The following is a 14,025-nucleotide window of genomic DNA, read 5'->3' on the forward strand; positions in this document are numbered from 1 at the left end:
GATGCCCGTCGACCGACGCCGGTTCGGCTCTAGACCGAGGACGGCCGTTCCGTGGCCGGGGAGAGCCTGCCGTGCCGCTTAATAGTCCGGGAGCGCAATGGGCGCGGTGGCCGTGAGCCAGCGGGGCTGGAGGTTGAGCCGCAGCCCCAGATCCACCGCCGGAAGCAGCATGCGCAACGACTGCTCACGCAGCCAGACGCCTGCCCGTCCTGCGCGGGGTGCCGCCATCGCGATGTCCAGTTCCCCGAGCTCCTGGCTGCCGACCACGAACTCGCGCATTCTCCGTTCGTAGGCGGCGAAGGCCACGTCGTGGTCTCCGCGCGCTGCCTTGAGCTCGCCTGCCAGCACATAGGCGCCCGCCAGCGCCAAGGTGGCCCCCTGCCCGGACATCGGGTCGGGGCAGTGCGCGGCGTCCCCCGCCAGCGCGACCCGGCCGTCCCGCCAGGACTCCATCCGGACCTGCACGCACGGCATCAGGCGGAAGTCCTCGGACGAGCGCATTGCCCGCAGCAGGCTCGGCACCAGCCACTCGTCGCAGGCGAAGACACGGTCGACCTGCGCCCACTGCTCCTCGCGACTCAGGTCGGGGCTCACCGCCGACTCGGCGCGGCGGATGAGGAACAGCCCCTCCAGTTCCGTGTTCCCTGGGAAGGTGGTGATGGCCGCACCCCGATAAGGCCAGGCGTGGAAGCGGGAGACATTCCGCCAACCCAAATGATTGTCCATCGTGAAATAGGCCTGATCCGCCCCGAGATAGTGCAGGAACCGGTCATGCTCGCCGAACACCAGTCTCCGCACCTGGGAGTAGAGCCCGTCGGCACCGATCACCAGATCCACGTGTCGGGTTTCGCCGCTGTCCAGATCGACCTCCACCCCGGCGGGTCGCTGGCGGATCGCGGTGATCGAATCGGCGAAGAGGTAGGGAATCCGGTCACGGACTTCTTCGTACAGAATCTCGCCGAGCCGAGTCCGACTGACGGCCAGCCGATCACTGCGGGGAGACTGGTCGGCCGCGCCCACGCCGACAGCCGGGACACGCACCGGTCGATCGGTCGCACCGACGTACATGGTGGCCTGCGGCTGCGGTCCACCTGCCGCACGTACCCGGTCCAGCAGGCCCATCCGGCGCAGGACGTGCTGGCCTGCCTCGGACAGCTCGATCCGCTGCCCCCCAGAGCGCGGGCGCGGAGCTCGCTCCACGATGGTCGGCTCGAAGCCGTACCGCCGCAGCCAGAAGGCCAGGGCAGGACCGGCCACACCGCCACCGGAGATGAGCACACTGGTCGGGTGTCGGTCGGTCATGGGTCGCCCTCGCGCTCTCGTATGTCGTACGACGGTTTCCCGCACCCTATCCGGCAGAGAACCTCTACTCGCAATTCTTTCGCACTACCAGTGCAATTACGTCACTCACCACACGGACTGCGCTTTATTTCATCACGAATCAATGGTCATGATAGGATTTCATGACCAGGCGGCAAGCGTGACGAAATGATGCGAGGCGACGCGATGGCGGCATGCGTCCAGTGCGGACAACGGTTTACGCCCGCAGCTCGCGGGCGGCGGCGGCACTACTGCTCTCGATCCTGTCAGGCCCGGGCTTACCGAACCCGCGTCAGAACCCGTGCCGAGCCGACCGCGGACCGGGTCGATGCGGCAGGAGAGCGGGGAATGGCGGCCCGCACCACGTCTCACACCGAGCAGGCGCATCCCGACGGCGGCCTGTCCACACCCCGCATCGTCGCTGTCGCCGTGTGGATCGCCGACACTCACGGCCTGGATGCCCTGTCCATGCGACAGGTGGCGGCCGAGTTGGGTGTGGCGACCATGTCGCTCTATCACCACGTCCGGGGCAGGGACGAACTGGTCGAGCAGATGGTGGAGGCCGTGTTCCGGGAGGACACCGACGCCGCGCATGGCGAGGGCAGCACGGTACGGCATGACGTCAATCTCTCGGGGGCAGACTGGCGCGACGAACTGGAAGCGTGGACACGGCGGGAATGGAGGCTGCTGTCCCGCCATCGGTGGCTGCTGCGGGTCATCACCGACTTCCCACCGCTGCTCCCGCCCGGCCTGCTCGCCGACGTCGAACGCGTCCTCGCGGCGTTGGTCGACGCCGGACTGGACCCGATCACCGCACACCAGGCCTTCCAGAGCGCCAGCGGGCTCGTCGAAGGCCTTGCCCTGCTCCAGGCAGGCACCGACAGGGCGGACCGCCGTGGTCTGACCCACCGATGGCGGACCACGGAGGTTCCGGCGATCCTGGAGCGGACCGGCGCGAAGAACTACCCGCTGCAGGCAGGCCTGATCACGTCACTCGATGCCGCACTGGATGTGGACCGGATGCTGGAGTTCGGCCTGGCCCGCCTCCTCGACGGCATCGCCCACCACCTGACCAGCAGGGCCGCCGAGGGAATCGGCTGATCACCTGTAGACGATTCGACCCCGGCAGCCAGGTGTGTGCACGCTCAGACGGGCGGGCGCAGGCAGCCCGGTGAGCACGAGGTCGTGCCGGATCTCCGCGATCGCACGACACTGCCGCACCGCCGAGCCGGGACGCCGTTCACGCTGGACTGCCACGCGCTCCGCGCAGAGCAAACCCGGCCCCTGCCTGCGCTCACGGAGTACCCGGGAAACGTCGCACCCGTTCCTCCGGACCGGTTGAACGCCCTTCGTCGTGATCGCCCTGCCGGCCGCCGCCTCGGCAGCGGCCGTTCTGGCGACCGCGCCCACGACTACTACCCCAGCACGATCGAGACCAGCGGGCCGGCGAAGCCTCGGCCAGCTGGGCACCGGCTGACGTCGCGTCACGGCCGGTCGCGCGGGAGCCTGCGTGGTGCGTGCTCGAGGAGGGTCTCGGCGGCCGCGCAGGCATGGCGGCCGTAATCGGGGTCGCCGAGCACCATCGCACGGCTCGCGACGCCGTCGGCGAGCGTGGCGAGCTGCTCGGCGAGCAGTTCCGGCTCGTCGATGCCGAGTTCGTCCACCAGATCCGTCACCAGCGCCAGCATGACGAGCTTCTGCTCGCGGGCGAGGGCGCGCACGCGACCGGCGGGGTCGGGGTGCTCGACCGCCGCGTGGATGAAGGGGCATCCCCGGACGGTTCCATCCGGCCAGGGCTGCGCGACGAACATCGCAAGGAGCCGGTCACGGGGCGGGACATCGGCTCGCCGCAAGGTCTCCAGCAGCGTGTACCCGGACCGCAGGAGGTGGTCCAGTTGCGCCAGGACGAGGTCCTCCTTGGTGGGGAAGTGCGCGTAGAGGGTCCGCTTCGAGACCGGAGCCTTCGCGGCGACGTCCTCCATCGTGGTCGCGGTGATGCCGCGCGTCGCGAACAGGACGCTCGCAGCGGCGAGCACGCGTTCCCGGCCGCCCCGCCCTGCTCGCCGCACGGGTTCGTCACTCATGAACCCAACGATACGACAGCGTTTACATAGGACGGTCAGTCCACTATGGTCACTTAGGTAAACGATACCGTGTACCTAAGGAGAAGGTGTGACAACGGTGACGAGTGGGCTCCCCGATGCGGCCGAGCAGCTCATCCGGGGTCGGCGCGCGACCAGGGCGTTCCTGCCCGACCCTGTTCCGGACGAGACGATCGAGGCCGTCTTCGCCCTCGCCGGAGCAGCGCCGTCGAACTCCAACGCGCAGCCCTGGCAGGTCGAGGTGGTCAGCGGCGGCGCACGAGACGACCTCGCCGAGGCGCTCATGTCCGCCGATCGGGCAGGCAGGCGGACGGTCGACTTCCCCTACAGCGAGGACATCTACTCCTCGGTGCACCACCGCCGACGGGCGGCGTTCGGTGCGGCGGTGTACAGCGCGCTCGGGATCGGCCGCGACACCCATGATCTGCGGGCCGCCTACGACGCCCAGAGTCTTCGCTTCTACGACGCTCCCCACGTCGCGCTGCTGTACGCGCCGGAGTCAGGCGACGCGCGACTGACCGCCGATGTCGGCATGTACGCGCAGACGCTGCTGCTGGCCATGACCGCATACGGGGTGTCCAGTTGCCCCCAGGCACTGCTGAGCTTCTATGCCGACACGGTGCGTGAGACGCTCGGCGTCACCGGCGGGAAGCTGCTGTTCGGCGTCTCGTTCGGCTACGCCGATCCCGCCGCTGCGATCAACGCGGTCACCGTCGGCCGCGAGTCCCTCGGGGAGACGACGCGATTCCATCGCTGATCGGAGGTCCTGAGCCCGCCGCTGGGAGACCGTTCCCGGCCACTGCCCCGGAGCCGCTCGCCTGACAGCCCCGGATTCCCTCCGGATCCGCTCAGGATCGCACCGCTACGCCTGCTTCATTCTCGTCACCGTCGAGCCGGATTCCGGCAGGTTCACGCAAGAGCCCGCCGATCCTGATGAACAGGTCGCCGGATTCCGCGCGACGCTCCGGCGGGAACGATCCGTCAGCGATACCGAGCCGAACGACCGGAATCGTGACGCGTCCTTCGCTCATTGCCGTACACATCAGCAGCAACCCTGCCAGTGCGGTGGTCACCGTGTCTCCACAGCAGGAGACCCCGTCCCGCAGTGCTGCGACACCAATGGATCGGCGACAGGTTCGGCGGCGTCATGGGCACCTGCTCCCTAGGGGCATCCGACCCGTGATCGACACCATGGTCACCGCGCTCGACTCCCGCGGGCAGCACCATCGGAGCAGAACCCTCGCTGACCACTTCGGCACCGCAGGCGTGGCTGGCACCCCTACTCCCATACTGCTCCCACCAACGACCAACGGCCCGCCGACAAGGATCGTCGACGGGCCGTTGACCAGGGAAAACATTCTGTGGGCGATACTGGGATCGAACCAGTGACCTCTTCGGTGTGAACGAAGCGCTCTCCCCCTGAGCTAATCGCCCTGGGCTTTCGGGGCGTCCCCCGGCAGCGAGGAAACCATACATCACCACGGGACAGAGGTCTCGCACCGGGGGGCGTTCTCCGCTTCCGCCCAGGTCAGCCGTTCATAGGACCGCTGGCGACGATGTCGCCCGACGGGGCGTCCGGCATGTCCCGCCCGGACTCCAACGAGATCGCGAACGCCGTCACGGAACCCATCTCCTCGGTCATGTCGTGCGACCACCGGAGCGTCTGCGCGGGCACCCGTTCCCGCTCGATCCCGACGTCGAAGCCCGCCATGGGGACCGGCTGGTCACCTTGCAGCGCCCAGAGCACGTACATCTGTTCGTCGTCGTCATTACGCGGCAGGCCCGTGGACACCACGGCGCCGTGCGCGCCCGTGGCGAACAGGACGGCCGCAGTCTGCTGACCGGGATCGTGCAACACGACCCGATGCATGTCGGGGTCCGCGGCCATGCGCAGCGCCGTCTCCATCGCCGCACTCTGCCGCGCCTGCACATCCTGCTGTCGAACCACCTCGACGAGCCGAATGCCCAGCCCGGCCGACACCGCCGCCAGCACCGCGACTGCGGTGGTGAGCAGGGCCATGACCACCCGCCCTCGCCGCCCCGGCCGTCGGGTTCCGCCGGGTCGCCTGGCTCGCTCGCCGGGACTGCCCGGCGGCCGAACCTCGGCCCCGGCCACCCTGCCCGCCCGATCCGAGGCGGCAGACTCCTCTGGTCGCCCGGCGGCAGGCGTGGCGACCACGGGAGCCTGCCCGCGTGGCTCGACCTCCTGTTCGACCTGCTCGATCTGCGCGAGCAGCCTGTCCCGCAGGCCGCTCGGCGGCTCGATCTGCGGCACTGCCGCGCCGAGCAGAGCGCCGATCTCCTCGGTCTCGGCGACGGTCTCGCGACACTCCGCGCAGGAGGGCAGATGCTCGGCGAACCTCGCGGCCTCGTCGGGTTCCAGCGAGGACAGCGCCCATCCGACCGCAGCCTCGTGCTGCGGGCACTGCCCGTCCTGCTCCAGCTCGCTCACGTCCGTCCCCCCTTCCTGTTCCGTCGCGGCGCGTCGTCATCGGTGCCCAACAGGGACGAGAGCATTCCGCGCAGTCTCCGCACCCCGGCGAAAGTGCGTGATTTCACCGTGCCCAGCGGCACGCCGGTCATCGCGGCCACCTCGCCCTGGGTGTACCCGCCGTAATAGGCGAGCGCGATCACCTGACGCTGCTCGTCGGGAAGACGACGCAACGCCTCCTGAACCTGACCCCCGATGACCCGTCCCATCGCCTCCTGGTCGACGTCGGGCCCGGCGGCGGCCTCTTCTGCCGCCGCGTCGCCTTCGGCCGCCGTACGGCGGCGTACGGCGCTCTCACGCCGCACCGCATCGACGGCGCGATGGTGAACCAGCGTCAGCAGCCAGGTCGAGAACGAGCCGCGATCGGCACGGAACCCCTGTGGCCTGCGCCACAGATTGAGGAACGCCTCCTGAACGACGTCCTCGGCGATCTCCGGATCCACGCACAGCCTGCGGGCCAGTGAGTAGGCGGGCCGGGTGTACCGATCGAACAGCTCGGCGAACGCCTGGGCGTCACCTTGTGTGACCAGCTCCACCAGATCGGCATCAGTAGGTCGGCGCCGTGCCTGCGGCGCAGTCGTCGGCTCCTCCTCGGTCCGGGACCAAGAGGAAGATGTTGGTGGATCGGCCACTACGAGAGCCCTCACAACCCAGCGTTCGCGCAACGGGTACGTTTCGGTTCATGTCCCGCCGACAGAGCGGACCGTGAAGAGTACCGCCCTCAGGTCGCCGCCCCAGCCACCGGGAACGGACACGGAGCGCAGCGAGACGGTAGCCCAACGAATTAGTTCTGACCCGTATGGGTGATGTCTGGCCCAAAGGCAAGCATTCGAGGGTGCCTGGGCGTCACAACTGTTGTGGTCGAACGTTTCATGGCCAGTAGGGAGAAGGAAAGGGCGACGACAATGCGCAATGATCACGTAACACTCTGTTCACGAGCCGTGTTTGACCTCCTCGCTCCGAGGACGCCTGCGGTGCCGGTCAACGTCGAGCTCAGGTACGACACCCGCGACCCCTACGCGGTCGTGGCCGCCTTCCAGACCGGACGCGGCGGCTCGGTGGAGTGGGTGTTCGCCCGCGATCTGCTGGCCGACGGCCTCATCGCGGAGGTCGGCGACGGCGACGTTCGCATCCGCCCCGCGGTCGACAACCCCGAGGTGGTCGTGGTCGAACTCAGTTCGCCCTCCGGACACGCGATGTTCGAGGCCTCCGCACAGGAACTCGCCGACTTCCTGGACCGGACCTACGACGTCGTCATGCCGGGCAACGAGAACCTGTGGGTCAACGTCGACGACGCGCTTGCTCGACTCCTGCCGCACGACCGGTCCTGAGCTGCGAAGACGACGGGAGGCGCCGCGAAACGGGACCCCGATTTGATCCTGGAACGCGGCGTTGGGTAAGGTTCTGCCCAACAGCACGGCGGTGGTCGAAAAGCCGAAAGGCTCAAAGATCGAGCGCCTTGCTTCTGCGGACGTGGCGCAGTGGTAGCGCATCACCTTGCCAAGGTGAGGGTCGCGGGTTCGAATCCCGTCGTCCGCTCGACTCGGCCTTGACGAGGCCGACGTCTCAGGGTCAGGCCTGGCTCTGGGATTCGGCGGAGTGGCCGAGTGGCTTAGGCAAGGGCCTGCAAAGCCCTGTACACGGGTTCGATTCCCGTCTCCGCCTCGGGCGATTAGCTCAGTGGGAGAGCGCTACCTTGACACGGTAGAGGTCACAGGTTCAATCCCTGTATCGCCCACCAGTTATACACACTGGTCAGATGCCCCGTCGGTGTTCATCACCGGCGGGGTTTTCTGCGTTGGTGGGAGCATTGTGGGAGCAACTGATCATGGGGTGATCCTGCTCTCGGTATGTGTTCTGGGGAGTCGGTCTCGGTAGTGCTCACCGTGGACCGCTCCCACCGTCGTTGGAGCCCGACGAGCATCCGGTCGACCATGCCCTGCGTCACATGCGAGTAGATCCCTGCGACGCCGCGCATCCGATGTCCGAGCCGCTTGTGTTGCAGGACCTCGGGGACGGTGTCCTCGATGAGCCACGTCTTGTGCGTGTGACGCAGATCATGGAAGTGGAATCCGGGCAGCAGCGGCGCCCATCCACGCCGAGGAAGCCCCGCCACGGCGGGGACCCAGAACCGGTCGCGGAAGTTCGACCGGCGCAGCAGACCCCCGTCGGCCCCGGTGAACACGTGCTCGTGGTCCTGTTCGGTTCGGTGGGCACGCAGGGAGTCACGCAGCACCGACGCGGGTGTCTTCGGCGGATCCAACTCCACATGACCGCCGATCTCGTGCAGGGCCTCGAAACGCGCGGCGATCCCCAGCTGCCATCTGGCAGGGGCAATCCTGCTGGCCTTACTGATCCTCGCTTCCGGTCTGGCGCTGGCCCGCCGTTGGCCAGGTCAGCACAACGTGCGGCAAGCAGTGTCTCGCCCTCGCACGTGGGCATCTCAAACACCTGATCACCGCTGGACGCTACGACAGGCGGCCTCGCAGGCGAGCGGTGCAAACTCGTCGTCATCACCACAGTCCCGCAGGCCAGTAGCGAGTTCGAGCGGTTCGTCGTCGCCTTCCTCGGCGACGCGAGCTTCATGCGCTACCTCGTCGACCTGCAAATCACCCAGGCGCGAGATCGGGCTAACCGCGAACCAGCCGACCGCTCCCTGGTTTTCGGGGCTGGATCCAAGCTTCGCCCAGATGCTCACCGACCGGGCCGTCCGCAGATCGATCTCTTCCAGCAGCGAATCCACCATCCGCACCGCGCCGGAAAATCCATGACAGCCTTGGCGTTTCGGCAGCGTCGTTCGGATCATGGCTACGGCCTGCGGGAGTGCCCCTGCCCGGTGACGATCTGGCTTGACTAGGTCGTCCGGTTTGACGAGAACCCTCCAGGTGCGGACGGGGACTAGTGGTTCTCAGGCACGACCGTGGCGAGTCCGGCCGCAGGGGCCAGGCTGGCGGCGAGTTCGGTTGCGGCCTCGCGAACACGCGCTGCGAAGTCCGCGGGTTCGGGCTCGTCGGTCCACCGCTCGAACGCGGTGTGGAAGACGGCGATGCCGACCTGCGCGAGCAGCGTCGCTCTCGACGTTGGGGTGCCTCGTTCCCGCAGTGCTTCGGCCAGCGCTTCGGTGACGGCCGCCAGTTTGGTTCGCTCGCGTTCCTGCAGCTCGGGGCTGGACGCGATGACCGCGCGTCGTCGTGCGGCGTGCGGAACCAGGTCAGCAAACCATTCACCGATGTCAACCAGAGCGGCGAGTAGAGCCTGGAAGGGCGGGAGCGCGGCGTCGGCGCGCCGGACGGCGCCGGACAGGACGCCAGGGATCTGCTCCGATCCGGCGAACAGCACGTCGCGTTTGTCGGTGAAGTAGCGGGAGAAAGTGCGCCGGGTCAGCCCGGCCCGCTCGGTGATCTGTTCGACGGTGACGTTCTCGTATCCGTGCTCGACGAACAGCTCCAGCGCGGCATCGCCAAGCCGCTCCTCAGCTCTCGGGTCCCACCGCGGCATGCCGCGATCATAGCAGTGATGTCTCATCGAGACATCACTGCTATGGTGATGTCTCACTGAGACATCGTAGCGGCACTACTCCCTGGAGGATGGTTCATGTCTCTGATTGACCAGCGCGTCGTCATCGTCGGTGGCAGTTCGGGCATGGGGCTGGCGACGGCCCACGCAGCGGCGGCGGCAGGTGCGTCCGTCACGATCGCATCGAGCAGGCGAGAGCGATTGGACGCGGCTCTGGCCGAACTACCGGACACCTGCGAAGGGTTCGTCACCGACACGCGCGTCGAGGCGGACGTCGCCGACCTGTTCGAACGGGCAGGCACACTGGACCATCTCGTGTACACGGCGGGTGACGCGCTGAATCAGCGGCCGTTGAAGGACCTCCCGCTCGATGAGGCCCGGCACCTGTTCGACGTCCGCTTCTGGGGCGTGATCGCCGCGGTCAAACACGCAGCGCCCCGCATCAGACCGGGCGGTTCGATCGTGCTGACGTCTGGGATCATCGGTGTCAGCCCGACGCCCGGCGCGGCGCTCGCGGCCGGCTCCGCCTGCGCCATCGAGGGCCTGGCCCGTGGCCTGGCCGTCGATCTGGCCCCGGTCCGCGTCAACACGGTTCGGCCGGGCTCGATCCGCACGCCGATGTGGGACGGCATTCCGCAGCCGCACCGTGACGCGATGGTCGCCGCATTCACGGAACGAACGCTGACCAAGTCGATCGGCACGGCAGATCAGATCGCTGCGACGAACCTGTACCTGATGGAGAACGGTTTCGTCACCGGCACCGTGCTCACCGTCGACGGGGGCCTCATCCTGAGCTCAGGCTGACCGAGCGTGCCGACGAGCCCGGCGTCACAAAAGTGATCTGTCCACGGCATTGACCCTCCCCGGTGGGGAGCACTGTCGGGGTGGCGGGCTACCACGTCGCGCCCGACGTCTCCCCGCCTCGTCCGGCGGGCGGGGTCCGGTCGGGGTTCGCGTTGGTCGGCATCGGTCTGACCGCGTCGGCAGCCTGATCCAACACTGGGGCGACCGACCGGCCGATCGACCGCCGTGATCGATCGACGAACAGCGGACGAGGCAGTTCGGTCGGCGGCCGGTGAGCCGCTCGCTCTCGGCCGCCTGTCTGTCGGACTCTTCAAGCAGCGCCGCTGCGGCCGCCGGGTCGTCGCGGAGTTCGGGAGGACGGCGAGCGTGACGCCGGACGAAGGGCGTCTGCCTCGCCGCGGCATCCGACTTCTTCACCGGACACCCGGCCCGAGGAAGTGGCGCGACTCATAGCACTGCGGGGTTGAGTGTGCCGCTACGGCAGGGGTTCTGCTGGTGGCAACTCGTTCACCGTGCTGAACCCGCTGGTCGGGAGGAACCATGATCTGTCGAGAGAGCTGTCTTCGTCGGGGTGCATCATGAGCGGCGGTTCCGGCTCGCCAGGAGCGGTCGGAGCAGGCACACCGGGAGAGCGACGACGACTTCGGCCGTTCCGGCGCCGAGAACTGCTCCACCGCTGGCTCTACACCCTCACCCACCACGGTCCGGACGGCCCCGGACACGTCTGGACCGTCGACGTCGACATGACCGACGAGGAATGGGCGGCCGAGCTGTACCTCGACGGCGAACGGCAGCAGCGAAGCGAGATGCCCGCCGCCTTCCCGGTTCCGGGCGGGACGATCGAGGTCAACGCCTCTCTCTACGGGATCACTCGGATGCATCTCGTTCACGAGGACGGCCGGGAAGAACGACTCGCCCCCGTACGGGGCACCGCAGAGGACCTGCGCGGCAGGCTGGCCCGTCGACATCCAGGGCTGAGCCGGTCGATCGGACGGCTGGCGATCGGCATCCTGATCGTCAACCTCCTCCTGGCCGTTCCGCAGGCACTGGAGATCGCCACCCGCATCCCCAGGATCGCCGAGAACCTGGGCACCTTCACCTCGCCGATCATGCTGCCTGCGTGGCTCAACATCACGCTGCTCGTCGCGGGAGTCCTCGCCGCAGTGGAACGGATTCTCACCCTGCGGCACCACCGCCTGCTCGACGTCGAGACGATCTGGTCTGGCTTCTGACGCCCGCTGTGTGCAGGTCGCGCCCGCCCCGTGGAGACGGTGCCCGGCACCGAACTCCCCGGGATCGGGCGAGCCTCGACTACGAGCTGGGCCCCGTGATCGTGGCGATGCTGACGGCGGCACTGCCCGCCGCGATCGCCGCGACGGTCCTGGCCACGGCGTCGTTCACCGCCCCGGCTGCCCAGCTGCCCTGCTCCAGTTCCTTCGCACGGTGGTAGGTCCTGCTCGACCACTTCGGCGCGGGGTCGAGAGTCGGCAGGGTCCCGCTCGCCGACAGCAGCGCGATCACGGCCCCGAGGTGCGGATCGGGGCTCTCGCCGTCCTCTAGTACCGCGCACACCTTCCGCCGCAGCTCGGCCTCGTATCCGTTGTCCTCGGCAGGCAGTCTCGTCGTGGGGAACAGTCCCAGCACCCGCCTGCGCTCCTGACGGAGGTGGCCACGCTCGAGGAGCCGCTCGATCACGGGCTGGTAGAGGCCGCTGCCGACGGCGTTGAGCAACGGCTGGACCCGCTGGGTCTTCTCGGCGATCTTGTCGTAGGCGGACTGCAGCAGGGGGTCCGCGAGCGGCCCGTCCCCGACGGTGGTGATCTTCGGACCGTTCAGGGCAGGTCCCTCGTCCGCCTCAATTCTGTCGAGCAGAGCCAGCTCGAGGAGCACCGCGCCGCCGAGGGTGTAGTAGAGAGTGCCTGCGCCTGCCGGGACCCCCGTCTTGTCGTCGAGCATGAGGAGCATCAGATCCTCGATGATCAGCATGTCGCTCCGCATCGTCGCTTCTTCCTCCCTGTCATCGCCGGTTCGGGCGGCGGAATTCGTCATCCATCGAAGTCGGGGTTGTCACCGGCCCGGCCCGGCGCATTCCGCACCCGTCGTGCGGAAGATCCCGAGTCGTGCGCCTCGCGCGGAAGGCGGTTCTCGCCACGAGAGACGGGGAGTCGGCCGCCAGTGTCCTTCCGGCCGCGCGGCATCGCCAGTGACACCACGTCATGACCTCACCTCGAGAAATGTCATGGTCAGGTGATGACGTGGTTCCACTGGCCGACGAGCAGGTCGGCTGGTGAGATCGACGCAGGTCAGGTCGACCGGATTCCTCGGCACCCCAGGAGATCGACCGGCGGTCGACCTGTCGGGCCCGGTGGATCGGTGGCCCGCGACAAGCGGGCGCTCACCAGGACGGCGCCCACCGTGACTCTCTCGATGACGGCCCATTGTGGCGCGACCGGCCCAGATACGGGTGGCGGCCCGACGGTCGCCAAGCGGACGGCGAGGTCGGTGCGACCCGTGGCGAGCAAGCCACGCAACTCGACCTCGCGGGTCGTGAACGGGTTGAACAGCATCGATTCGCCCGCATGGCGTTCAAGGAGCGGGCGGTGGTTGCGCAACGCCTCGTCGAACGCTGGTGTGGCACCTAGTTCGCCAGCCGCACGGGCCAGAAGGATCAAGGCCGCACCACGAGCGTCGGCCACAGCTGCAACGGTCGCGGCGTGCTGAAGGCGCACGACTGCGGCCTTCACGTGACCAGCCTTCCGCAGCTCGTTGCCGTGCCTCGTCAGGGCTTGGCCGAGCATGTCGGTATCGCCGATCCGCTCAGCGACACGCACACCTCCACCGGTCCACCGGGCGGCCGTGGACAGTCGCTCCTCGGGAAGGATCGTGCCGAGCGCGACGCCGAGTTCGACACGCGCGCGTCCGAAGAACACGGCCGTCGCCCGGTCGATCCTGCCCTCGGCTGCGCGGCTTCGAGTCTGGCGACAAGGGGCCACAGCTCGGCAGCGGCGTCAGCGGCGCGGCCTGCCTGGCGGGCGAGGGTAGCGAGTCGAAGAGTCGAGCCAGCGAACTGGAGCATCGCGGCGACGTCAGCATCATCGGACTCAGTGACGCCGAGAGCGTGGGCGGGTAGGCCGAGAACGCGGGCGATGTGGCGCCGGGATCGGACATCGGTGATGGCTCGGCGACCGGTCTCGATCATCGAAACGTAACTCTTGTCGTAGCCCAGCATCACCGCAGCCTGTTCCTGACTCAAGCCAGCTGCGCGGCGCCAGGCGCGGAGGATGGTCGGGAGGTCGCGGGTCGCCGCAGCGACGGCGTTGTCGCGTTCGGCCCAGAGCCAGGGGGCGGGACGCCGGACGAGGGTCACGACGTTGGGGTGTGGAGGCGCGCGGACCAAGTGGCGATCGACCGCTTATAGCCCTCTGGCATCCGAAGATCGGCGACCCCGGCAACTGGAATGAGCGCGATCTCCTTGTGTTCGTGGGAGAGCACGGGGGCTGCATCGGTGTCGGGATAGCACCCATAGGTCACGATGAGCACGGTCTTGCGCGCCACCGCGATGTGATAGGGCCAGGCGTCGAGGATCGGCCCCGTCGTGACCGGCCACGACGCCTCTTCGGCGATCTCTCGCGCCACGCATTCTTCCGGGGTCGCGCCGATTTCAAGGCGACCGCCGGGCAACTCCCATTCGTCGCGCTCGTTGCGCAACAGGAGTACGCGCCCCTCTCGGAGGACGACGCCCTTGATCGAAACGGGGTACATGCCGGGGATCGTCATCGAGTGTCTCCACAG

Annotated in this window: 17 protein-coding genes and 4 tRNA genes; 9 read left to right on the plus strand and 12 right to left on the minus strand. The window is 68.1% G+C overall.

Annotated features, from left to right (window positions below):
* Positions 1–78: 78 nt before the first annotated feature.
* Entirely contained in the window at positions 79–1,302 is a 1,224-nt protein-coding gene (locus tag UA75_RS22465; RefSeq protein WP_075741944.1) for an FAD-dependent monooxygenase, read from the minus strand.
* Between the two features lie 366 nt (positions 1,303–1,668).
* Here UA75_RS22465 and UA75_RS22470 point away from each other — a divergent pair, with 366 nt between their 5' ends.
* Complete coding sequence (locus UA75_RS22470) at positions 1,669–2,421, plus strand: TetR/AcrR family transcriptional regulator (protein WP_075741945.1); 753 nt, start codon at positions 1,669–1,671, stop codon at positions 2,419–2,421.
* A 383-nt stretch (positions 2,422–2,804) separates the two neighbouring features.
* On the opposite strand, the gene UA75_RS22480 is transcribed toward UA75_RS22470, so the two are convergent.
* Complete coding sequence (locus tag UA75_RS22480; protein ID WP_075741947.1) at positions 2,805–3,404, minus strand: TetR/AcrR family transcriptional regulator; 600 nt, start codon at positions 3,402–3,404, stop codon at positions 2,805–2,807.
* 88 nt (positions 3,405–3,492) lie between these two features.
* On the opposite strand from UA75_RS22480, the gene UA75_RS22485 reads away from it, so the two are divergent.
* Positions 3,493–4,179, plus strand: coding sequence for a nitroreductase (locus UA75_RS22485; RefSeq protein WP_075741948.1), 687 nt, complete (start codon positions 3,493–3,495; stop codon positions 4,177–4,179).
* A 91-nt stretch (positions 4,180–4,270) separates the two neighbouring features.
* Here the strand turns inward: UA75_RS22485 and UA75_RS22490 are convergent, their stop codons facing one another.
* The 4 genes from UA75_RS22490 to UA75_RS22505 all read right to left on the minus strand — a co-directional run bounded on the left by UA75_RS22490 (position 4,271) and on the right by UA75_RS22505 (position 6,449).
* Entirely contained in the window at positions 4,271–4,495 is a 225-nt protein-coding gene (locus UA75_RS22490) for a hypothetical protein (protein WP_075741949.1), read from the minus strand.
* A 289-nt stretch (positions 4,496–4,784) separates the two neighbouring features.
* Positions 4,785–4,856: transfer RNA gene (locus UA75_RS22495), tRNA-Val, on the minus strand.
* A 94-nt stretch (positions 4,857–4,950) separates the two neighbouring features.
* Positions 4,951–5,874: an anti-sigma factor domain-containing protein gene (locus UA75_RS22500; RefSeq protein WP_075741950.1), complete on the minus strand. Its 924-nt coding sequence runs from the start codon at positions 5,872–5,874 to the stop codon at positions 4,951–4,953.
* A complete protein-coding gene (locus UA75_RS22505) occupies positions 5,871–6,449 on the minus strand; it encodes an RNA polymerase sigma factor (protein WP_232251111.1) in 579 nt (192 codons plus the stop codon). The genes UA75_RS22500 and UA75_RS22505 overlap by 4 nt, the downstream gene beginning before the upstream one ends.
* Before the next feature lie 369 nt (positions 6,450–6,818).
* On the opposite strand from UA75_RS22505, the gene UA75_RS22510 reads away from it, so the two are divergent.
* The 4 genes from UA75_RS22510 to UA75_RS22525 all read left to right on the plus strand — a co-directional run bounded on the left by UA75_RS22510 (position 6,819) and on the right by UA75_RS22525 (position 7,654).
* Positions 6,819–7,244 carry an SsgA family sporulation/cell division regulator gene (locus UA75_RS22510; protein ID WP_075741952.1) on the plus strand — a complete coding sequence of 142 codons (426 nt, stop codon included), beginning with the start codon at positions 6,819–6,821 and terminating at the stop codon, positions 7,242–7,244.
* Between the two features lie 136 nt (positions 7,245–7,380).
* Positions 7,381–7,452, plus strand: a tRNA-Gly gene (locus UA75_RS22515).
* 54 nt (positions 7,453–7,506) lie between these two features.
* Positions 7,507–7,578: transfer RNA gene (locus UA75_RS22520), tRNA-Cys, on the plus strand.
* 1 nt (position 7,579) lies between these two features.
* Positions 7,580–7,654: transfer RNA gene (locus tag UA75_RS22525), tRNA-Val, on the plus strand.
* A 36-nt stretch (positions 7,655–7,690) separates the two neighbouring features.
* Here the strand turns inward: UA75_RS22525 and UA75_RS22530 are convergent.
* The 3 genes from UA75_RS22530 to UA75_RS22540 form a co-directional block, all read right to left on the minus strand.
* The gene (locus tag UA75_RS22530) at positions 7,691–8,176 is read right to left on the minus strand and encodes a tyrosine-type recombinase/integrase (protein WP_198044193.1); all 486 of its coding nucleotides are present in this window, start codon (positions 8,174–8,176) and stop codon (positions 7,691–7,693) included.
* A gap of 192 nt (positions 8,177–8,368) precedes the next feature.
* Positions 8,369–8,719 (minus strand): hypothetical protein, encoded by a 351-nt coding sequence (locus UA75_RS22535; protein WP_157434373.1) that lies wholly within the window; start codon positions 8,717–8,719, stop codon positions 8,369–8,371.
* Positions 8,720–8,811: 92 nt separating this feature from the next.
* A complete protein-coding gene (locus UA75_RS22540) occupies positions 8,812–9,411 on the minus strand; it encodes a TetR family transcriptional regulator (protein ID WP_075741955.1) in 600 nt (199 codons plus the stop codon).
* Positions 9,412–9,507: 96 nt separating this feature from the next.
* Between UA75_RS22540 and UA75_RS22545 the strand changes: the two genes are divergently transcribed.
* The 3 genes from UA75_RS22545 (at position 9,508) to UA75_RS22550 (ending at position 11,465) form a co-directional block, all read left to right on the plus strand.
* Positions 9,508–10,233, plus strand: a complete 726-nt coding sequence (locus UA75_RS22545; RefSeq protein ID WP_075741956.1) for an SDR family oxidoreductase — start codon at positions 9,508–9,510, stop codon at positions 10,231–10,233.
* 62 nt (positions 10,234–10,295) lie between these two features.
* Entirely contained in the window at positions 10,296–10,421 is a 126-nt protein-coding gene (locus tag UA75_RS34970) for a hypothetical protein (protein WP_257787484.1), read from the plus strand.
* Between the two features lie 390 nt (positions 10,422–10,811).
* Entirely contained in the window at positions 10,812–11,465 is a 654-nt protein-coding gene (locus tag UA75_RS22550) for a hypothetical protein (protein ID WP_075741957.1), read from the plus strand.
* Positions 11,466–11,544: 79 nt separating this feature from the next.
* Here UA75_RS22550 and UA75_RS22555 read toward each other — a convergent pair whose 3' ends face one another.
* The 3 genes from UA75_RS22555 to UA75_RS22570 all read right to left on the minus strand — a co-directional run bounded on the left by UA75_RS22555 (position 11,545) and on the right by UA75_RS22570 (position 14,010).
* Positions 11,545–12,231: a GOLPH3/VPS74 family protein gene (locus UA75_RS22555; protein ID WP_075744095.1), complete on the minus strand. Its 687-nt coding sequence runs from the start codon at positions 12,229–12,231 to the stop codon at positions 11,545–11,547.
* A 781-nt stretch (positions 12,232–13,012) separates the two neighbouring features.
* Positions 13,013–13,462 carry a hypothetical protein gene (locus UA75_RS35225; RefSeq protein ID WP_404799999.1) on the minus strand — a complete coding sequence of 150 codons (450 nt, stop codon included), beginning with the start codon at positions 13,460–13,462 and terminating at the stop codon, positions 13,013–13,015.
* A gap of 134 nt (positions 13,463–13,596) precedes the next feature.
* On the minus strand, positions 13,597–14,010 hold the full coding sequence (locus UA75_RS22570; RefSeq protein WP_075741960.1) for an NUDIX hydrolase: 414 nt from the start codon (positions 14,008–14,010) through the stop codon (positions 13,597–13,599).
* Positions 14,011–14,025 lie beyond the last annotated feature (15 nt).

The organism is Actinoalloteichus sp. GBA129-24 (assembly GCF_001941645.1).
Classification (GTDB): domain Bacteria; phylum Actinomycetota; class Actinomycetes; order Mycobacteriales; family Pseudonocardiaceae; genus Actinoalloteichus_A; species Actinoalloteichus_A fjordicus.

Bases quoted from the DNA above. Each gene is read 5' to 3' on its own strand.
- UA75_RS22465 (WP_075741944.1), bottom strand. From the start codon at position 1,302: ATGACCGACCGACACCCGACCAGTGTGCTCATCTCCGGTGGCGGTGTG.
- UA75_RS22470 (WP_075741945.1), top strand. From the start codon at position 1,669: ATGGCGGCCCGCACCACGTCTCACACCGAGCAGGCGCATCCCGACGGC.
- UA75_RS22480 (WP_075741947.1), bottom strand. From the start codon at position 3,404: ATGAGTGACGAACCCGTGCGGCGAGCAGGGCGGGGCGGCCGGGAACGC.
- UA75_RS22510 (WP_075741952.1), top strand. From the start codon at position 6,819: ATGCGCAATGATCACGTAACACTCTGTTCACGAGCCGTGTTTGACCTC.
- UA75_RS22535 (WP_157434373.1), bottom strand. From the start codon at position 8,719: ATGATCCGAACGACGCTGCCGAAACGCCAAGGCTGTCATGGATTTTCC.
- UA75_RS22540 (WP_075741955.1), bottom strand. From the start codon at position 9,411: ATGCCGCGGTGGGACCCGAGAGCTGAGGAGCGGCTTGGCGATGCCGCG.
- UA75_RS22545 (WP_075741956.1), top strand. From the start codon at position 9,508: ATGTCTCTGATTGACCAGCGCGTCGTCATCGTCGGTGGCAGTTCGGGC.
- UA75_RS22550 (WP_075741957.1), top strand. From the start codon at position 10,812: ATGAGCGGCGGTTCCGGCTCGCCAGGAGCGGTCGGAGCAGGCACACCG.
- UA75_RS22555 (WP_075744095.1), bottom strand. From the start codon at position 12,231: ATGCGGAGCGACATGCTGATCATCGAGGATCTGATGCTCCTCATGCTC.
- UA75_RS35225 (WP_404799999.1), bottom strand. From the start codon at position 13,462: ATGCTGGGCTACGACAAGAGTTACGTTTCGATGATCGAGACCGGTCGC.
- UA75_RS22570 (WP_075741960.1), bottom strand. From the start codon at position 14,010: ATGACGATCCCCGGCATGTACCCCGTTTCGATCAAGGGCGTCGTCCTC.